The following is a 19,892-nucleotide window of genomic DNA, read 5'->3' as shown; positions in this document are numbered from 1 at the left end:
CTATCCTAGTACTTCCAAATTTGCATATTTTGCCATTAACTTTTTTTTGCCGACCTCATAAAAATTAACCGTTAATTTCATGCTTTCGCCTTGGCCTTCTTTATTTAAAATTTTTCCGAGACCAAACATGGAATGCTTAACTTCAGCGCCAACATAAACGGCGTTGTTTTCTTGTGAAAAGTCCTCATAAGCCGGCATGACATCAGCTTCCGGTGTTTGATACTTTTTATAAGAAGGGCGCCTTTTGAAGTCGTAATATTTCCGTAAGTCTTTCCGATCAATAAACTCCGGATCTATTTCACCGAGAAACCGTGAGGGCAGGTTCTTTAGAATTTCGCCAAAACGCATTCTCTGGGCCGACCAGGTCAGGTACAATTTCTCCATGGCGCGGGTGGCGCCCACATAAAACAACCTGCGCTCTTCCTCCAAATCATCGGTGCTTTCAAAACTTCTGGACAGAGGAAAGAGCCCCTCCTCAAGACCGGCGATGAAAACCACAGGAAATTCCAAACCCTTCGCACTGTGAAGCGTCATCAAAGTGACGGCATTTGATTTATTGTCCCAGGTGTCAATATCTGTAACCAGAGAAACTTCTTCCAAAAAATCGTCTAAAGTAGCGCTATTGTGTAGTTTTTGAAAATTTGCTATTGCAGAAAGTAATTCCCGGACGTTTTCAGAGCGTATCATTGCCTCCTCTGTACCGATTTCCTTAAAAGACTTGAGAATGCCAATTTCATCTACAATACTTGTGGCAATTTCACCAGGGGACAATTCGTCTTTGAGTGAAGCGTATTTGTTAATCAAAGAATGAAACTCAACAATATTATTTCGAATACGGTGCGGAATTGTCTCCAGCTTTTCTACTTTACCTGCAGCCTCTAACATCGAAATATCGGCGTCACCAGCGAATTGTTCAAGTTTACCTATAGAACTCTCCCCTATTCCACGCAAAGGAAAATTCACAACTCGTTTGAAACTGATTGAGTCTTTGGAGTTGGAAACTAACCGTAAATAAGCAAGAACGTCTTTGATTTCCTTCCGCGCATAAAATTTAACCCCACCAACAATTACATATGGAATTCCCGAGGTTCTGAGCGCATCTTCTAAAACGCGCGACTGTGAGTTTGTCCGGTACAAAATGCAGAAATCGCAAAAATTACGGGCTTTCTGCTGAAGCTCCTCTTTAATTAATTTTACAACAGTGATTGACTCCGAAATATCATCATCGATATCCAACACCGCTACTTTCTCACCAGCCCCTTTATCCGTCCAAAGCTTTTTTTCTCTTCTGCTTGAATTCTTTTCGACTACGGAATTGGCCACATCTAAAATATATTGTGTCGATCGGTAATTTTGTTCGAGGTGAAAAACGCTGCAATCAGAATAATCTTTATCAACTGAGAGAATATTTTGAATATCTGCTCCTCGCCAACGATAAATCGACTGGTCGTCATCCCCCACCACACACAAATTTTTGTGTTTTGCCGCCAGCTTTTTTAACAGCAAATACTGGGTTCGATTCGTATCTTGGTATTCATCAACCAAAAGATATTTGAATTTCTCCTGGTATTTTTCCAAAATATCCGGAAACTGCTCGAAAAGATAAATGGGATTCACCAGTAGATCGTCGAAATCCATGGCGTTATTTTTTTTCATCAGATCCTGGTAGTGGGAATAAACCAGCGCTGCTGTTTCTTCGATAGGTTCTTTTGCAGTGGCCTTAAACTCGTCGGGCCCAATGTACAAATTTTTAGCGCCGTTAATTCGCGCTTGAATAGTATCTGGGTTGTAATGCTTGTGTGAAATATTCAACTCAGTCATAACATTTTTAATAAACCTGAGTTGATCATCTTGGTCGAAGATTAGAAAATTCCTTTCATAACCAAGGTGGTGTCCTTCGATTCGGAGAATACGGGCACAAATCGAATGGAACGTACCGGTCCACGCTTCATTTCCCATCCCTTTCAACAGCTTGACGATTCTGTCTTTCATCTCAAGCGCGGCTTTATTGGTAAACGTTAGTGCCAAAATCTCCCAAGGTTTTACACCGACTTTCTGAATTAAATAGGCAATTCGGTGAGTCAAAACGCGGGTTTTTCCACTGCCGGCGCCGGCCAGGATCAGCACCGGCCCTGAAGTACATTGAACCGCGGTCCTCTGCGCTGGATTTAGCGCTTCAAGCAAATGATTTTCTTCATTTTCAGCGGTTTTCGTTTTTTTTGATTTCCCGTTCAATTGCTTTTAGTCTGTTAATTTTTCTTCTGTACTGGTCAAATTTTTTCTTAGCGCGTAAATGTTCTTTAAGCGTTCTGCTGAACGTATGCGATCCGTCTCCGTTGGCGACAAAATAAAGATAATTTACATTTTCCGGGTACACGCTGGCCCTGATTGAAGCCAACCCCGGGTTATTGATCGGGCCCGGTGGCAAGCCTTTGTATTTGTAAGTATTGTATGGGGAGTCAATTTCCAAATCCCGCTTCAAAAGACGTCTTGGGCCATCTTCAATGACGTATTGAATGGTTGGATCAGCCTGAAGACGAATACCGCGCTTTAAACGGTTATGATAAACGGCGGAAATGGTTGACCGTTCGGAATCGAGCACGGCCTCACCCTCAATTATTGAGGCCAAAGTTAGCGCTTTTACAATTGAAAAGCCACTTTCCTCAGCCTTTTTCCGCAATGCATCGTTAAAATTTTTCTTGAACTCATTCACCATAATTGAAATAATATCCTCTGACTTCATCCCCCAGTAAAAGTTATAAGTATCGGGAAAAAGAAAACCCTCCAGAGTTTTTGCTTCAACCCCAAGATTCTTCACAAAGCCAGGATCATGAACCAACTGCATGAAACGGGAAGAATCAACCTCTATTCTGCGTTTCAATGTTCCCGCGATTTGCTTTGCTGTTATCCCCTCAAGAATCCTGACACTTTCAACAGCAACCCTGCCTTCGGTTAGCTGTTTCAATAAAGCGTAACTTGAAATCCCGCCATTAATTTCATATTTACCGGCTTTTAGTTTGCTTTGCAAATTAAGAAGCCGGGCCGTACTTTTAAGCTTAAACGAGTTCGGAATGATGTTATTTTTTAACAGAAAATTGGTTATTGAGTAAAATGACGAGCCTTTACAAATTTTTAGAGGAAAAGAATCACTGCTCTTCCCTTTCACAATTGGCGAAAAAAACAACCAAAAGAGTGCGAAAATGATTAAGAAACATCCCGAAGATACTAATACAATTAAATTTCTTTTTTTCATCAATCCCTGATAATTTTCTTCATCAACTACTTCCGAGATCATCTAAACATAAGCAAAATATTATAAAGAAAGTGTGAATAAGCGACAATTCCGTACCCGCGAAAAATGAAAATAATCGAGAAGACAGAACCCGCAATAAACCTGAACAAAAAAGAATTCACTTGAAATGGCTCGTTGAAAGGCTCCAAATAGTGAAAAAAAGAGAATAATAAAGAGCTCACCAAAAAGGCGCCTGAATATATCACAAATTTATTTTTTACCGCTTTTTTTAATATCCAGAAAATACCGGTTATGAGAAGAAAACGAAAAACGAATTCCTCATAAATTCCGGCACCTAAATTTAAAACCAGCGAGTTTATTTTTGATTGGTTAAAAGAGATGTCCTGTGGAGTTAGCAAAACACCTGTAAGGCTCCCTACCGCCAATCCCAATAGCGACCCATAAATCAGGCTTTCCAAGAACATGTAGGCAAAAAACACAGGTTCTGCGTTTTGCCGGATCCAGCTTTTTTTTTAAAAAAGTAGAAAATCAAGAATGAAGCAACCAGCACCGCAAGAATCCAAACAGGTAGATTGACCGATTCCAGACCGTTTCTTATTAAAAAATCCAATCCCGTTCTAAGGTTGCCATTCCAGTCATTGTTCAATCTGAAAGTAAAAAATTCATAAATGCACCAAATCGGAGTTACAAATAAAAAACTCAGAACAGGCGTTCGGGAAAGGTTTCTATATTCAGTGCTGAAAACCAAATGCAAAATTTAGCTCCCAAAGGTTTTGAGCGGTACAAGGTTTTAACAATTAAAAGTAAAAATATACAAATTCGATGGTTAATGTCAATACTTTAATTAAGCCATATTTCATTTTTTGGCTTGACATTTTCTGTATTTTTAATATATTAAATCCATCTTTTTAAATCATGTTTATTTAATAACTTAAGAATAAATCGAAATGCTCGCACAAGTTACAATTACCCCGGTTGGGACCGGAGAAGAATTAAAAGAAATGATAGCCAAGGCCGTTGCGATTATCGAAAAAAGCGAATTAGACTATCAACTCACTTCGATGGGAACAATTATCGAAGGGGATTGGGATGAGATTATGGTTATTGTGAAAAAATGCCACGATGAAATAAAAACTTTTGCCGACAGAGTTGTCACAAATATTGTCATCGATGACCGGAAAGATCTGCAAAACCGGCTCAAAAATAATGTGCTTGAAGTAGAATATGCTTTGGGCAAAGACTTGAAAACCAACGGACTGACTTAATCTGACTAAAAGGTCGCAACACTTCTCTAAAGCGTGACTCGTCACGCTTTTTTTGTCTAAAACAAAGAAAAGATGAATCTGCAAAAAAAAGTCGCTCTCATTACGGGTGCCGCACACCGGGTCGGCAAAGCAATCGCGCTCGGCCTGGCTAAGGAAGGGATGAAAATAGCCCTGCATTTCAACCGATCTCAAGAACAAGCAAATCAAACCCTGGAAGAGATTAAAGCACTTGGCGCAGAGGCTTTTGCAATTCAGGGGGACTTTGCAGACGTAGCCCAAATTGAGAATGTCGTAAAAAAATGCCACGAACACTTCAAGCAAATAGATGTCTTGATCAATAACGCTGCGCTTTATTTCAAAACGCCGGTAGGCGAGACTTCGGAACCAGAATGGGATGATCTGCTTGGCATTAATTTAAAGGCTCCGTATTTCTGCGCGCAGTACGTCTCTGACCTAATGAAGCAGAAGAAGCGCGGTAAAATCATCAACATAACGGATGTGGCAGGCATTTCACCCTGGCCTGAGTTCATTCCATACAGCGCTTCTAAAGCGGGTTTGATTGCGGTTACCAAGGGCCTGGCGAAAGCTCTGGCGCCTAACATTCAAGTGAACGCAATTGCCTCAGGCACAATCTTAATGTCGGAAGATGCAACTGAAGAATATAAGACTGAAATTAAAGATTCGACCCTCCTCAAAAAACTCGGTACACCTCAAGATATCGTCAATGCCGCGATTTTCCTTTTGAAGGGAAGCGACTTTGTCACGGGGGAAGTTGTTGTGGTAGATGGTGGCAGGCTGCTGGTTTAGTCATTTACCGATACCATCGCTTCAAGCGTGGTATCATTGGTCAAAGCCTTTTCTAGAAGAACAACGTTTTCTTTGGAAAGAGTCCGAAAATCCCGCCGGTGTGAACAAATAGTACATTTTCGCCTGGCTTAAATTTACCTTGACGAATCTGATCGGACAATCCAAACATAGCCTTGCCGGTATAAATCGGATCTAAAATAACCCCTTCGGCTCTGGCCACTTTTTTAATTGTATCAATTTCATGCTGGCTGCTTAATCCATACCCCTTGCCGACATAGCCGTCGATGATGCTGATATCCTTTTTGTCTATCTTAAATGTCAGCTTATATCGTTTTTGCATGGCCGTCAGTAAGCTGGATATTTTGTTGACAAAATAAGAGTCATCGTCACAAACGTTGATGCCGTGAATTTGAGCGGGCAGGTCATAAAGAAATTTGCCCAGCAATAGTCCAGCATAAGTTCCTCCCGAGCCGACCGGAAGAACAATATGGTCAATTCTTAACTTCATAGACTTGAGTTGTTGGGCTAGTTCTCCGGCTGCCTTGACATAACCCAGCGAACCAACTTCGTTTGACCCCCCTTCAGGGATAACATATGGTTGATGGCCTTTCTCTTTTAACTTCTCAGCAATTCTCAGCATCACATCGTCAACTTGCATATATTCTTCTGGAGTGATGTACTCAAATTCAGCCCCAACCAATCTATCGATAAACAAATTTCCTTCGAGGGGTGCATTCAGGCTATTTCTGAGGACAAGCAGACATTTGAGCCCTACCCTTGCTGAAGCAACAGCAGTAGCCCTGGCATGATTAGATTGATATCCCCCACAGGTGATTACATAGTCGCATTTATTTTGGACGGCTTCTGCTAACAAGAATTCGAGCTTTCGAACTTTATTGCCGGTCATACCGACGTCTGTTAAATCGTCACGCTTGATGTAAATTTGCGGCCCCTCAAAAATGTTCGAAATTCTCTCAAGCTTCTCAACTGGTGTTGGCAATTGTGCTAAATCAATCGACTGTGGAAAATCAAATGCCATGTCAACTACATCTCCTGGTTAGTTATTGAAAATAATAGGGAGCCAATATAACAAGCTTCCTTTCGAAAACCAAACTTCATGTCAAGAATTTATTAACTTTTTTAATTTGTCAATCTCTGTCAAAAAGCGGCAACTTTAAAGGGTTCCGGAGTAAACGAAAGAAGAAAAATAAGCAGAGTAATAACACCTATTACAATTCTTTTTGTGTCAACTGGTGTTTCATCCATAGTTGGTGGATGTTTGTATCCAAACCAGATCAGCATAATAAGCAGCAAAATCCAGCCATGAAATATAAAAATTGCAATCCCGCCAAATGCTATTAACGCCGTCGTTGCAACTATTTTATGCCCTCTTCCAATAAGTGCATAAACGATATGGCCGCCGTCGAGCTGGCCGATAGGGAGTAAATTTAGCGCAGTTACAAATAAACCAGCCCAACCGGCATATGCCAGAGGGTGGAGCATTACATCCTGGTTTTCCGGAACACTCTGTGCCAAATTTGAAAGCTTTGCAAATAAGAACGATTCACCAAGGTAGATCATTCCGCTTGCATCAGCGGGCTGAGAATCAACAATTTCGGAGAGCTGGATACCAAAATAAATCGCCGGGATCGTCAGGAAAAGACCAGCCAGGGGTCCGGCAACGGCTACATCAAACAAGGCTTTGCGACTCGGAATTCTGGACTCCATTTTAATGACGGCCCCCAACGTACCAAAAGGGCTAATAAACGGAGGGAATGGAATAAAAAACGGTAATGTGACGCTTATTCCGTATTTCTTGCACATTATGTAGTGCCCCATTTCATGAGCCAGTAGAATTGAAATAATTGCACCGCCATACCAAATGCCTGCCTGCCAGTTCCCATTTCCAAGCCATCCGGTTAAAAACGTAGTTACGCAAGTACCTAGAAAAAGATAAAGGTTCAACCTGGGATTGTCGCTGCGGAGCTTATCAAATATTCTCAATCGTCTTCGAGAATATTGTCGCGAATAAAATTCATCTTGCTGTGGGTGATCGTTGTCCATTACTCCCTCATTTGATCCGTAAAACGAATCCTGATTGCCGTTCTTAGAATATTTGAAATCAAATCTACCAACCGGTCAAATATAAACGACCTCGCCAGTCAGGCCATTCCCTGCGTCTTGTATTTTTGAAAGTCACTTTTGTTATCATCAAAAAATCTTTGCCTTGGTTTTTAAATTCCAGACCGCTTGCGAAATGGATTGAAACCGGCACAATCAGTTAAGAATGTAATAATTTGAGAGGACACTTTTGTCGCGTGGATTATTTCATGCCCGCCAGGATCAAATAGACATCATCCTTAATGGGATTCGGCGAAAACTCATAAACTCCAGTTATAATAGTATCTAGAATTTCGTCAACAGAAAGGTAGATGCTCGATTTAAAAAAATCAATAAACCCATTTATTCCAAGTTGCTTTCCCTTGGCATCTTCCGCTTCAATAATACCGTCTGTGTACATAATGACTTTGTCTTGCGGCCCAATCATAACGATATCTTGTGAAAATTTATTTTCAGTTTTTTTTTCATAACCGATGATCACATTTTGCGATTCAAGCTGGACAAACTTATTTTCCCGGCTTTTCCACAAAATTGTGGCGGGGTGGGCGCTGCCGGCATAAGTAAGCGAACCTTTTCGCAAATTAATGACACCGGAAAACATAGTCAAAAAGGTCGCCATTCCTTCGAACGCCTCAAAAATAAAATTGTTTACCCTGTGAAGAATTGTCGATGGTTGTCGCTGCTCGCGGACATGCTTTCTTATCTCACTGCAAACACGATTAACTAACAAGGCTGCTGTAATGCCGTGTCCGGTGACATCAACCAAAGTCAGGTAGATGTTTTCACCGCCGTCATAGTAAATATCAGCAAAGTCGCCTCCGACGCCAATCATGGGCATATATTTCACTTTAACATCGACCGCTGGTAAAACTATTGATTGCGGCACGAGACTGGCCTGCACTTGTTCAGCAAGCGCCAAATCTTTTTTGATCATTTCCTGGTGTTCGGTCAACACTTTTTGCTGTTTCTCAATCTGAAGTCTTAAGTCTCGCCTCTCAAGCGCCTTTTGTACTTTCAAGCGGAATTCTTCCATATCAATTGGTTTGGTGAGATATTCAAATGCAGATAATTTCATCGCTTCAACTGCGCTTGAGATGGTTCCACGACCCGTGAGAATTAACACTTCGGTATTTTCAGAATAACTTTTCACTGTTTTTAAAACTTCAAGTCCTCCGACCTCTTTCATGTGAAGATCCGAGATGACTAAGGCATATTCCCGTTTTTTGAGCTCGTCTTCAATCTGCTTGCCGTCGGAAAAGGTTTTAACGTCGTGCCCGTCTTTATTTAAAACTTCAGAAAGGAGATATGTAATCGACTTTTCGTCGTCAACCACTATTATAGAAGCCATAGGAAATTTATTTTAAGAAACCTTGTTAACTCGATTTGTCAGGCAAACATTGACCAACTAAAGAGAAAGGAAACTCATAGCGGTCAAATCAAGAAAGCAGAATGAAGGAGGAAGGAGCCCCCAGATAGCGATAACAAGCTAATGAACTTTCATGGTTAAAATTGTAATATCATCAGACTGGGGCTCACCTTTTGAAAAATCCTTCACCGAAGCAATTAGGTTTTGCATGATATCTTCAGCAGAGCAATCAAAGCTTTTTAGGACGCATTCTTGAATGCGTTTATCTTCAAATTCTTCTTCTTTGCCGTTCATCGCTTCTGAAACCCCATCTGTGAACATGACCACGCAATCGCCTGATTTAAGTAAAACGGTCTCAGAATCATATTGCATATTAGGCATCATGCCAAGGATGAGACCCCCTTCCTCAAAAAGTTGAAACGAGCGATCTTTATGGAACAGATAAGGCGGATTATGTCCCGCATTTACGGTGGTAAATGTTTTCTCTTTCACATCCAGCACGCCAAAGAAGAATGTAATGAATTTATCGAAGCCTGTATTGCGGTAAATTAAATTATTAATCCGATACGTTATTTCCTCGATATCCAGATCAGTATTTACAAGCGCGTGTAAACTAGCCTGCAAGTTGGCCATCAATAAGGCCGCCGGAGCCCCTTTTCCCGAAACATCAGCAATGGTAATCACATATTTGTTGTCGTTTAATTTAATGCAGTCGTAATAATCTCCGCCAACCTCCAGTGATGAAATATTGATTGCCGCTATTTCAAAATTTTCAATCTTGGGGCAGGCATCAGGAAGGAGTTGTCTTTGAATTTCTCTTGCTACCTGAAGCTCTTTCTCTAATCTTTGTTTTTCTAAGGTTTCCTCGAACAGGCGGGCATTTTCAACTGAAATCATGGAAAGATTGCCCAGAGTTGTCAAGAAATTCAGCTCATCTTTGTTGAATTTAAGATTGGTGATTTTTTCCCCGAGCACAACCACACCTTTCGTTTCGTTTTGGATGCGCATCGGGAAAAAAGCCGCGATACCCAAGTCTTTAAAAAGCTGGCCAATTTTAGATTCATCTCCATCATCAATTAATACTGATTCTTCCGCAGCAAGTAATTTACTATGAAATTTAGGATCATTAATTGTTTTCAGTTCATGTTCACCCTGAAAGCCTTTGTTTAAAGCAAGCACCAAATTGTCATTTTCAACTAAAAATATCAAGCATCGCTTGACCATTAACTCACCCATGATAGAGTAAGCCAGGAGATTTAGGACCTTGTCAATTTCAAAAGTTGAATTTAACTCCTTCCCTATCTCGAAAAGTGTATTGAGTTCTTGAACACGTTTGTCCAATTGCCGATTAACATCGTTAAGTTCCTCGAATATCAGCCCGTTTTGGATCGCTGTCGCCGCGATATTTGAAAGAGAATGCAGATAATCCAATTCAGAGTCTGAAAAAACATCGCCAATGATTTTTTTTCCGAACCCGATCAAACCGAGCTTCTTTTCGTCATGGAGAATTGGAATTATCAATTCAATGCCATTCTTCAGAAGAAGGGCTTGCCAGGGAGAAGCCGGTAATTCACTTAAGTAAGTTGGATTCGAGGGATAATTATCTACTTGAATACGATTTCCGGAGAGCGACTTAGAAATCCCTTTCAAGGATTCAATCACGAAACCATCAGTTCCTTTGGATATTAAAATGATCCCTTTTGTAATTAAGAGCTTGCCCATAGGAGTGAGGAGAATCGTGTCGAGGATTTTTTTTAAGTTAAGGGAGGAATTGAGGGCCTTGCTTAGATCAAATAAAGCCTGAAGTTCGTAAAGCTTCTCGTCTAAATAGGTGAATTTTTTTTCTTCTTTCGTTACTTTTTCCACGGGACCAATTTTGAGATTGCTAAATAGAGAATGGACAACTGGCGGGTCAGCTAATATACTTGATCATTTTAACTTGAGTTTTCGAGCCAGGTTTTATTTCAAATTCAACTTTATCCATCAAAGTTTTTATCAAACATAAACCCAGTCCCCCCTTACGTCCTTCTTTTATCGATTTATTTAAATCGGGCAGCTTTATTTCATCCGGATTAAAGCCCTTGCCTTTATCGGCAACGATAATAATCAATTTCTTTTGATCGACCTTGATTGAAACTTCAATCATTTGGTTTGAGTTGTTGGCATAGGCGTGTTTAATTACATTCGTGCAAGCCTCATCGACGGCGAGTTCGATTTTACTTGCTTCATCCGTATCAAACCCTACCCGGCTGGCAACTTTGGCAACGACATCCCGAATTATCGCAAGGTTATCGGATTGACTTGGTATCTTTAATTGATACTCTTTCTGAGTTTTAGGCAAGATTTTTACCCTCTTTTTTTAGGCCCATGTTTACGGTTTCAGATTCTACAAGCGCTTCACTTAGGATTTTCCAAATTTCTCCAACGCCCTCGCTTCCTCATCCAAAATATCGTATAACGTCGGAAAACCTAAAAGATCAAAAACTCTGTAAATTTTGGGCTTCATGTCGGAAAGCTTTATATCACCGCCATTTTTTCTAATGTCTTCAATAAATCCCATAAAAACACCAAGACCGGCACTACTGATATAACTTAAGTCCTGGAAATTAACAATGATATTGTATTTTTTTGCATCGACTAATTTCTGGAACTCGGTTTCTAAATCAGGCGCTGTGTGAGCATCTAAATACCCTTTCAGATATAGAATAGAGATGTCACCATTTTCACTTTTTGAAACCTCAAACCCTTCCATTTACTCCTCCTTAGAAAATACAATAGAGCTAAATTTCTCTAGTGTTTGCGTTCTACCTCTGAGAAAAATTAGAATAATCCAATAGCTGCTTTCAACCACTGTTTTGCCTATAATATATTAAATCTTTTAATATTATCAATACCAAACCGAAATAAAAATCTGTTAACTTCAATTGGTTCGGGCCTGATTTTGAACACTGACAAGATCAGGGAATATCAAGCCCTTAAACAAGCTCAATATTTCACCACCTTCTGAAACTCTGTAAATAGTGTGCCCTCGGACATCAGAAACCAAAACACTGTTGTCATATAGATTTACAGAGATATTATCGGGACTAAAACTGACAGTGACATCAAAGAGCATCTCTCCTGTCGGTGAAAACTTGTATAAGCCGGCAGGATTATCATTTATTGCCCAGAGTTCGCCGGTGGAGTCATTAATTGCGATTTTTCCGGGAAAAGTCAAAGGCGCCTTAATCTCTAATAGGAAATCACCATTTTGATTAATTTTAACGATTCGAGTTCCATCCACTAGCCAGACACTGCCATCTTCTGAGTTTAAGTCCATGGATGTGATCGAGTCAAACCGCACCCCCGACTTCAGCACTTGAGTACCATCTGAAAGTACCCGCGAAACGGAGTCGTTATGAGCCACCCAACAATTTCCATTTCGTTGATCCACTGCAACTAAAGTGGGTATTGTGAATTCATGTATGGTAAAAATGGTATTCCATTTAGAATCAAGCTTGGTTACAGAACTTTGCTGCGGATCGGCAACCCAAATCTCATTTAAATCATAATTTAAAGCCGCGTCCGTTGGCGACTCAAAAGTAATAAAGCGCTCATCAACTCTACCTTCAGGAGTAACCTTCTTAAGATTGCCCTCAATACCGATAAAATTGTTTAACACCCAAACCTCGCCTGTTCTTGGATTTGGTTCTATATCAACAATTGCTGAGAATCTGCCTGTTCTATGAATAAGATGTCTGGAGTCATGAGTCAATTTTGCTATTTGTTGATTCCCGTTTTCAGTTACCCAATTAAAGGTTGGGCCGGGCGTGATTTTAGCAAAATCGGACCGCGAGCTTTCAAAGTTATCCCCAACTGCAGAAATTTGATAATCATATTCAATGTCAAATACTACTGTAAAATCCTTGAAGGTATTCGACGGAGCTGACACAAAGGCATGTAAAACTGGTTCAGTATTAGTGTCCGACCCACGGTAAATTTGATAACCAGTTAAATCACTCAATTCAATTATATCCCAGTTTAAAAATATCGTATCTTGAATTGAAATCACATTAAGCCCGGTGGGACGCCCCAAGGTTTCAGGATTTTTTAGGTCAAGTGGGTTCGATCGTTCGCGATCCGTGCATGATAAAAGTAGGATTAGCAAAGCAAGTTTTGGGAAAATATGAATGCTGATCGAATTAAACCGCAAGATTTAGAAATACAAATAGTATACGAAATATTTTACCTAAGTTACACGAAAATATCATAACCTAAATATATTTAATTTAGTTAGATACTCAAAGTAATAAAACGTCTTGTTCAAGTCAAGAAGAAATCATGAGGATTTGGTCAAAAATAACAGGAGGGTAAAAAAACTTATTTAAAAATTCTATCGACAAAACCTTTTATACCAGAGGTCTCATCGGCCGATTTTTCTTTTTTTTGTTGGCCGTTTTTATCTGTTCGTCGATTTTTTTCTTTCATTTGAACATAGAGCACTCGATTATCAATGGCTACGGCGATTTGATTAGCCAATATTTCTAATGTTTTTATTACATCCTTCGTGGGTAGTTTCTTATTCACCGGGTCATCGACCATTAACAAGCCAATTATTTTGCTATCCCGTGACTTTACCGGGACTAGTAATATTCCGCAAGTGGGCCAGCCTCCGTTTTGTGAGGTATTGAATTTGTCGCCGTAATAAATTTTCTTTAATGAATAAAGAATTTCTTCTTCTTTTTCCACCAAAAATGATTTGCCATTGTTATACTCTGCTCTGAATAGTTCGGCTAAAGGATCGAGGGGAAAAGCTAATCCATGCAGTTGATTTCGTTTATTCTTGTCATCACAAGCAACAGCCTTAATTTCAAGATTGCCACTCCTCTTGCTAACCAATCCCAATGCAACTAAATTAAAATCCAGAGAAAACTTAATTGACCAAACAACCTCTTTAAGCAAATCATTTAAACTTAAGTAAAGCTTGAAAATATTACTTGTGACTAGTATTTGCTTCAAACGCCGCGACCGCTTTTCGAGTTCGGAAAACTGATAATAATTTTCAATCGCCATGGAAATAAGTCGTCCAAACAGTTCGAGATTATGAAAAGCATTTCTGGCCGGCTGCGATTTAGAGGTTGGGCTATCCAGAGAAATATAACCGAATGAATCGCCGTTCCTTACCAGAAGATTTACTAAAATCAGGTCACGTTGGTGCCATTTATTCTCGGGGCGGCGTTTTTGTGTCCGGCGTTCTATTGATCTCGCGTTTAGCTGGCTCGTGAAATGCCTGTGAGACTGATTGTAATAAATTAACTTCACTAGAAATTTATTTGAAAATATTTTATCGACGATTTCTTTTGGAACCTCCACATCGGTGTTGTTACGACTGGTTAACACTGGAAAACCAGTCATTGACTGCTTGATATACGCTTTTTTTCTTTTGTCCAGCAAGGCAATTGTCGATCTCTGAAAACCAAAAATCTGGCAGGCAATCTCTGAAAACTTTTCCAGCAAAACATTCAGAGGCTCATCATAAGAAGATATAATTGCTTGAGATATTTGATCGATCATTTTCAACTGATCGATCTCTGCTTCAGTTGTTCTGTATGTTTTTACATCAGCAGTGAGACGTTCAACTTTTCCCCGGTAACTTACAACTCTTTTTTGGTCATCTCTCACGGCAGTCAGAATAATATTCAATAACATCTTGTTTCCCATTTTCCCGAGGATTTCTGTTTTGAAAGATTCAATTGACTTGCCGTTATGCGTAATTAAATCCAACTGATTGTTAAATAATCTTTCTTGGTCCTTTGGTAACAAATCAGTGAAAGTTAATTCCAATAATTCTTCATTTGAATAATTGGTTATCTTAGCCATGTTTTGATTTGCAGAGAGGATGCGGCCTTTTCTATCTAATATAAAATGACCCTCATGAACATCAGGCTCGTCAACCAATTTTAGTGTTGGCAATTCCCGTTTAAACACACTTTTCCGGTCAAGAATATTTCTCATCGTGAAAGGAAGGGCTGTTAAATAACCTCTTGCCTTGATAATATAATCAGTAGCACCCTTTTCCATGGATTGGATTGCTTTGCCCTCATCTCCTTCATCAATCAATGGAATTAAAAGCATTCTGTTATTCGAAGTTTTTAAGGAATCGATAACCTCAAGACCGGTTCTATCGCCCATTTGGTAATCAAATAGCACGATATCATAACTTGACTTCAAAGCTTTTTCAATGCATTGACTCCCAGAGAGGGCAAAATCCACTTCACAGTCATGGTAGTGGAATTTTAATATTTTTTTGGAAATCTCGAGGTAAGAGCTGCTCGTACCAGCGATGAGTACCCTAAGGTTGTTCATTAGCCACCCCAAATTGTATAGGTATTACGTTCTACACAATTTTAGAAAAATAATTTACAAAATCAACGTTTATTTCACGAAGATTGCCAATGAAAAGGTGGATTAAAAGTTTTTGATGCTAGTCAGGCAATGTGGGACAATTTCAAGTCACTTCCTTACAAGTTTCGCAAATAACTTTGTGCCCCCTGAACAAATTCGCTATGGGGATATTCCCTTATCAAGCGGGTAAACGACTCTTTAGCCCGTTCTCCCTCGCCTATTTTTAAGTAAGCTTGCCCTAATAGAAAAATGGAATCGTCTTTTTTCAGGGACCGCTGATAACTCAAAACCTTATAGAACTCATCAATTGAGTCACCATATTGATTCATCGAAAACATACTTTGGGCAATCCAATACTGACAATTGCTGGCAAGAGAGTGACTGGAATATTGCTGCAGGAGAAGGCGGAGAAGAGAAATAGCCTCTTTATAGTTTTTATTATAATAATTTATCAATGCTTCCTCGTAGATTTCGGAGAATCCTGACATGGATGAATTCTTAGGAAGTGATCTTCCGGGTTGTTTTTCCGCTCTATTTTCCATGGAAGCAAGGGTTCTTTTGCGCTCATTCAGAGCATTTTGCATTTGAATAATCTTTTTTTCCTTAGAATCCATATCTTGAGACAGTGCATCGATTCTGGATTTAAACTTGACGTACTCTTCCATATCTTTGGCTTCTTGTTGCCCAGGCATTCCACCATCCACGTTGTCATAAACCGGCTCATCCAGAAAAGGTCGATACGTATCGGGGTCCTCTTCGACTTCGAAAAGAGGCGCTCTCTGATAAGCAAGAATTTGAGGACGACCCTCTTCCTCACCTCCTGGATAAAATGTAATTCCTGTTCGCACGTTCAAATACCCGTCTTTGCTCTTACTGCCTGGAGGGGCTCCATCAATCTGGTCGGTCGTTGTGAAACGATAATCCGCTCCAGTGTGCCATGCCAGTTTGGGGCTTAACCTAAAACTAAAACTACCTCCCCCAAAAAATGACGGGGTTAGCTTTCTCCCTGAGGCGCCCTCGTAACTTACAACTCCGGCTCCCAGGCTTACCATAGGTCTAAAAATACCTTTAGAAATTAGTTCCAAATTTGTTTTTAAGTCAGCAGTCAAAAGGTCGTTCGTAACCCCATCAAATTTTAGTTTGCTATAGCCGAAACCTAATGCAAGATCGGCAAATTTTAAAACGCGGTAAGAAAGAAAACCGTCTAGACCGGGCCCGAGGCTCACATTCTTTGAATCTCCATAAAGTTTTTGGACTCCACCTTGTATACCAACACCAAATTTGCCGGACTGACCAAATCCAACGCTTGTACAAACCACCAAACTGGCAGCTAATCCCAGGACTGTTAATTTTGACTTCATTTTAAGACTCCTTAAGAATTTCTAATTTTGAAGATAGTGTTTAGTTCCTCCGGAACTACATTTTGATAAGTTACTTTATCCACGGAATGAACATTATAGGCATCGACTAATTGTTTTAATTTGCTTTCGTAAATGGCCATACTTTTGTTATAGAAAGGTTCCTTAACCGCTTCTCTTATTTCCAAAATAGTGTTGCCAATGCGCTCAAAATAATAATTAGCCAGTGATTTGTTAATCAACTTTTTTACCGAATCAGCGACTTCGGTATCTTTTTCTTTTAATGTTTTAATTGTGTTTTTTAAATGAAACTGGTTTAAGTCTTTGGTGAGCTTATTATTTATTCCTACATAATTAAACAGTGCGGGGTGCTTTTTATAGTATTCGGTTTTGACTGCGATGTTTGTAAGAAGATACTGCTCTACAATGACACGTTCGCCAAAAGACAATTCTCGATGCGAAGAATAAGTGAGGGAATTAGACTCTTTTTTATACAAAACCTCGACCATCAAATCTGTTGATGAAAAATATAGCAGTTCTTTCAAGGCTTTTTCAGTGTGTGCTTAGCTGTAATCAATTTCATCGCTATTATTCAAACACTGTGCCAATATCTGAAAAAAAAGCTATTACTTGCAAACTACTATTAATTATAGAGTAAGATACCGTTCGATTCCCAAATCAGAAAATTCAAATATTTTAAAAATGTATTTTCTTGATTCAATATAACCGTCTTGAGACATTAATTCCCATTGCCGGATATTCCAAGTTTCAGAACTTGATCGATTTCGCTCACAAAACAAAGTTCGATTTGTTTTCGTACCGCTTCCGGGATATCATCAAAATCTTTTCGGTTTTTTTCCGGCAGGAGTACTCGCTTTATCCCGGCACGATGAGCGGCCAAGATCTTCTCTTTAATTCCACCAACCGGAAGAACCGACCCTCTCAAGGTGATTTCTCCCGTCATGGCAAGATCGTTGCTGACCAGTTTGTTTGTAAGAAGAGAAACGAGACAAGTGAGCAAGGTCACACCAGCAGAAGGTCCATCTTTCGGAATCGCTCCTGCGGGGACATGAATATGAATGTCATATTTACTAAATATGTCGTCCGCAATTTTCAATTCGCTGGCTTTGGAGCGGATATAACTTAACGCTGCTCTGGCAGACTCCTTCATGATGTCGCCTAAAGAACCGGTCAAAATGAGGTCGCCCTTGCCCTTCATTTTAGTCGCTTCCACAAAAAGAATATCTCCACCGAAGGGTGTCCACGCTAATCCGGTCGCTACGCCCGCCCTTGAAGTTCTTTCCGCAACTTCACTGAAAAATTTTATTGAACCTAAGTATGAAGAAACCGAATCTTTCTTTATCGCCTTCGACTCGGTATTTCCTTCCACGACTTCTTTCGCAACTCCGCGACAAATCGCTGCTATTTCACGTTCTAAATTTCTAACCCCGGCCTCTCGAGTATATGATTTGATAATTTCCGCAGTTGCTTCTTCTTTAAATTCTATATGAGATTTTGTTAACCCATGCGCCTTAAGTTGTTTCGGAATCAGATACTTATGAGCAATTTTAAGTTTTTCTTCCTCGGTGTATCCTGGAAGCTCCAACATCTCCATCCTATCTTTGAGAGCCGGTAAAATAGGGTCGGCTAAATTTGCTGTTGTGATAAACATGACTTGCGACAAATCAAACGGCACTTCGAGATAATGATCTGAAAATGAATTATTTTGCTCGGGATCTAAAACTTCAAGCAAGGCCGATGAAGGATCGCCGCGAAAATCCATTCCAATTTTGTCAATTTCATCTAACATGAAAACCGGGTTCTTCGATCCCACTTTTTTTAGTCCTTGAATGATTCTGCCCGGGAGCGCACCAATATAAGTCCGGCGATGCCCTCTTATTTCTGCTTCGTCGTGGACGCCACCAAGTGAGATCCTCATAAATTTTCTACCGAGAGCTCTGGCAATCGATTTACCCAGCGAAGTTTTACCAACTCCAGGCGGGCCGACAAAACATAAAATCGGACCCTTCATGTCTTTTTTCAATTTCCTCACGGCCAGGTACTCAAGTATTCTTTTCTTCACTTTTTCCAAATCATAGTGATCTTCATCTAAAATTTTTTGCGCTTTCTTGACATCCAAATTATCCTTAGTGCCTTTTTCCCAGGGAAGCTCAATCAACCAATCGAGATAAGTGCGTGACACCGTATACTCTGCGGCTGCAGGCGGCATTTTCGAAAGCCTGTCCAGCTCTTTTTCCGCAACCTCTGTAGTCTCCTTTGGCATTTTCGCGTCTTTAATTTTCTTGCGCAGCTCATTGATTTCCACTGTGCGCTCATCCTCTTCCCCGAGTTCCTTTTGGATCGCTTTTAGCTGTTCGCGCAAATAATATTCACGTTGAGTTTTATTGATTTCACCTTGAACCTCAGTTTGAATCTTACTGCCCAATTCGAGGATTTGTAGTTCTTTAGTTAAGATATAGTTTAATTTCTCAAGTCTGTCTTTGATATCAATCAATTCCAATACCGATTGTTTCTCCGCAGTCGAAATGGTGAGATTCCAAATAATCACGTCAGCCAGGCGTCCAGGGTCCTCGGTATTTGCAATCAATATCACATGTTCAGGTGTTAAATAAGAAGCCCGCCCAACAATTTTTTCAAAAAGAGATCGAATGTTTCCAATAAGGGCTTCGATACTGACACCCGCGACCTTCTTTTCCGGTTGTGGCTGAACCAGCGCTTTGAAAAAGGGATCAACTTGCGTGTAATCTAATACTTGGGCACGACTTAAGCCCTGCACCATTACACTTTGCGTTCCGTCCGGCATCTTAAACACTTTCATCACGGAAGTCACTGTGCCCCAACGAAACAGGTCCTCAGGGCGCGGATCTTCAACTTTGCCATCTCTTTGCGCTACCAATGTTATCAATTTGTTCTCGGAAAGGGCTTCTTCAATCAATTTAATAGATTTTTCGCGTCCAACCGAGATAGGAATAATTTGCTGAGGAAAAACGACCGTATTTCTCAAAGGCAGAATTGGTAAGACTTGCGGTATTTCAAAGTTAACCCGGTCATCCTTATCAATCGTTTCCGGTTCCGTTTCTACAGGTTCAGATTTAATTTCTTCAATATCCTCGTTTTCGATACTTTTATTTTCCATTATTTGATACCTTTAAAAATATGACTTTTAGTCAGTTAAGATTTTAAAGCACCTCTAATGCAACATCTATTCCATCTATTTTAATGTTGGTTTAAATATATGTCAATTATAAATTAATGCCTTGTTTAAGAAAGAAGCGATGAAAGAACTTTTTTGTCAAAAAGGATGTCTGGGAATGTAA

The 19,892-nt window shown here is 40.0% G+C and carries 16 protein-coding genes; 2 read left to right on the top strand and 14 right to left on the bottom strand.

The window, feature by feature from the left end:
• Genes IH879_04250 through IH879_04240 form a run of 3 tightly spaced genes read right to left on the bottom strand, consistent with a single transcriptional unit; the run spans position 1 to position 3,732 of the window.
• The gene (locus IH879_04250) at positions 1–2,235 is read right to left on the bottom strand and encodes a UvrD-helicase domain-containing protein (protein ID MCH7674146.1); all 2,235 of its coding nucleotides are present in this window, start codon (positions 2,233–2,235) and stop codon (positions 1–3) included.
• The gene (gene mltG / locus IH879_04245) at positions 2,201–3,253 is read right to left on the bottom strand and encodes an endolytic transglycosylase MltG (GenBank protein ID MCH7674145.1); all 1,053 of its coding nucleotides are present in this window, start codon (positions 3,251–3,253) and stop codon (positions 2,201–2,203) included. Before mltG ends, IH879_04250 begins: the two co-directional genes overlap by 35 nt.
• A 38-nt stretch (positions 3,254–3,291) precedes the next feature.
• A complete protein-coding gene (locus IH879_04240; protein MCH7674144.1) occupies positions 3,292–3,732 on the bottom strand; it encodes a CPBP family intramembrane metalloprotease in 441 nt (146 codons plus the stop codon).
• Positions 3,733–4,200: 468 nt separating this feature from the next.
• Between IH879_04240 and IH879_04235 the strand changes: the two genes are divergently transcribed.
• Both IH879_04235 and IH879_04230 read left to right on the top strand, forming a co-directional pair.
• Positions 4,201–4,518, top strand: a complete 318-nt coding sequence (locus IH879_04235) for an MTH1187 family thiamine-binding protein (GenBank protein ID MCH7674143.1) — start codon at positions 4,201–4,203, stop codon at positions 4,516–4,518.
• Positions 4,519–4,590: 72 nt separating this feature from the next.
• Complete coding sequence (locus tag IH879_04230) at positions 4,591–5,325, top strand: SDR family oxidoreductase (GenBank protein MCH7674142.1); 735 nt, start codon at positions 4,591–4,593, stop codon at positions 5,323–5,325.
• A 52-nt stretch (positions 5,326–5,377) separates the two neighbouring features.
• On the opposite strand, the gene IH879_04225 is transcribed toward IH879_04230, so the two are convergent.
• The 11 genes from IH879_04225 to lon form a co-directional block, all read right to left on the bottom strand.
• Complete coding sequence (locus tag IH879_04225) at positions 5,378–6,364, bottom strand: D-cysteine desulfhydrase family protein (protein ID MCH7674141.1); 987 nt, start codon at positions 6,362–6,364, stop codon at positions 5,378–5,380.
• A 119-nt stretch (positions 6,365–6,483) separates the two neighbouring features.
• Positions 6,484–7,389 carry a site-2 protease family protein gene (locus IH879_04220; GenBank protein MCH7674140.1) on the bottom strand — a complete coding sequence of 302 codons (906 nt, stop codon included), beginning with the start codon at positions 7,387–7,389 and terminating at the stop codon, positions 6,484–6,486.
• 259 nt (positions 7,390–7,648) lie between these two features.
• Positions 7,649–8,794 carry a SpoIIE family protein phosphatase gene (locus IH879_04215; protein MCH7674139.1) on the bottom strand — a complete coding sequence of 382 codons (1,146 nt, stop codon included), beginning with the start codon at positions 8,792–8,794 and terminating at the stop codon, positions 7,649–7,651.
• A gap of 138 nt (positions 8,795–8,932) precedes the next feature.
• Entirely contained in the window at positions 8,933–10,678 is a 1,746-nt protein-coding gene (locus IH879_04210) for a SpoIIE family protein phosphatase (GenBank protein ID MCH7674138.1), read from the bottom strand.
• A 46-nt stretch (positions 10,679–10,724) separates the two neighbouring features.
• Complete coding sequence (locus IH879_04205) at positions 10,725–11,153, bottom strand: ATP-binding protein (GenBank protein ID MCH7674137.1); 429 nt, start codon at positions 11,151–11,153, stop codon at positions 10,725–10,727.
• A gap of 60 nt (positions 11,154–11,213) precedes the next feature.
• On the bottom strand, positions 11,214–11,564 hold the full coding sequence (locus tag IH879_04200) for an STAS domain-containing protein (protein MCH7674136.1): 351 nt from the start codon (positions 11,562–11,564) through the stop codon (positions 11,214–11,216).
• A 168-nt stretch (positions 11,565–11,732) separates the two neighbouring features.
• Positions 11,733–12,815, bottom strand: coding sequence for a hypothetical protein (locus tag IH879_04195; GenBank protein ID MCH7674135.1), 1,083 nt, complete (start codon positions 12,813–12,815; stop codon positions 11,733–11,735).
• 356 nt (positions 12,816–13,171) lie between these two features.
• Positions 13,172–15,157, bottom strand: a complete 1,986-nt coding sequence (locus tag IH879_04190; GenBank protein MCH7674134.1) for a response regulator — start codon at positions 15,155–15,157, stop codon at positions 13,172–13,174.
• Positions 15,158–15,312: 155 nt separating this feature from the next.
• The gene (locus IH879_04185) at positions 15,313–16,557 is read right to left on the bottom strand and encodes a tetratricopeptide repeat protein (GenBank protein MCH7674133.1); all 1,245 of its coding nucleotides are present in this window, start codon (positions 16,555–16,557) and stop codon (positions 15,313–15,315) included.
• Positions 16,558–16,568: 11 nt separating this feature from the next.
• Positions 16,569–17,099 carry a hypothetical protein gene (locus IH879_04180; GenBank protein MCH7674132.1) on the bottom strand — a complete coding sequence of 177 codons (531 nt, stop codon included), beginning with the start codon at positions 17,097–17,099 and terminating at the stop codon, positions 16,569–16,571.
• Positions 17,100–17,293: 194 nt separating this feature from the next.
• Positions 17,294–19,711: an endopeptidase La gene (gene lon / locus IH879_04175; protein ID MCH7674131.1), complete on the bottom strand. Its 2,418-nt coding sequence runs from the start codon at positions 19,709–19,711 to the stop codon at positions 17,294–17,296.
• Positions 19,712–19,892 lie beyond the last annotated feature (181 nt).

It is taken from the genome of candidate division KSB1 bacterium (assembly GCA_022562085.1).
Lineage (GTDB): Bacteria > Zhuqueibacterota > Zhuqueibacteria > Oceanimicrobiales > Oceanimicrobiaceae > Oceanimicrobium.
The sequence above is the reverse complement of the archived record's forward strand: the minus strand, read 5'-3'. Positions and strand labels throughout refer to the sequence as shown.

Excerpts from the sequence above, each read along its gene's own strand:
- IH879_04220 (MCH7674140.1), bottom strand. The coding sequence starts at position 7,389 with ATGGACAACGATCACCCACAGCAAGATGAATTTTATTCGCGACAATAT.
- IH879_04215 (MCH7674139.1), bottom strand. The coding sequence starts at position 8,794 with ATGGCTTCTATAATAGTGGTTGACGACGAAAAGTCGATTACATATCTC.
- IH879_04235 (MCH7674143.1), top strand. The coding sequence starts at position 4,201 with ATGCTCGCACAAGTTACAATTACCCCGGTTGGGACCGGAGAAGAATTA.
- lon (MCH7674131.1), bottom strand. The coding sequence starts at position 19,711 with ATGGAAAATAAAAGTATCGAAAACGAGGATATTGAAGAAATTAAATCT.
- IH879_04230 (MCH7674142.1), top strand. The coding sequence starts at position 4,591 with ATGAATCTGCAAAAAAAAGTCGCTCTCATTACGGGTGCCGCACACCGG.
- IH879_04200 (MCH7674136.1), bottom strand. The coding sequence starts at position 11,564 with ATGGAAGGGTTTGAGGTTTCAAAAAGTGAAAATGGTGACATCTCTATT.
- IH879_04190 (MCH7674134.1), bottom strand. The coding sequence starts at position 15,157 with ATGAACAACCTTAGGGTACTCATCGCTGGTACGAGCAGCTCTTACCTC.
- IH879_04225 (MCH7674141.1), bottom strand. The coding sequence starts at position 6,364 with ATGGCATTTGATTTTCCACAGTCGATTGATTTAGCACAATTGCCAACA.
- IH879_04185 (MCH7674133.1), bottom strand. The coding sequence starts at position 16,557 with ATGAAGTCAAAATTAACAGTCCTGGGATTAGCTGCCAGTTTGGTGGTT.
- mltG (MCH7674145.1), bottom strand. The coding sequence starts at position 3,253 with ATGAAAAAAAGAAATTTAATTGTATTAGTATCTTCGGGATGTTTCTTA.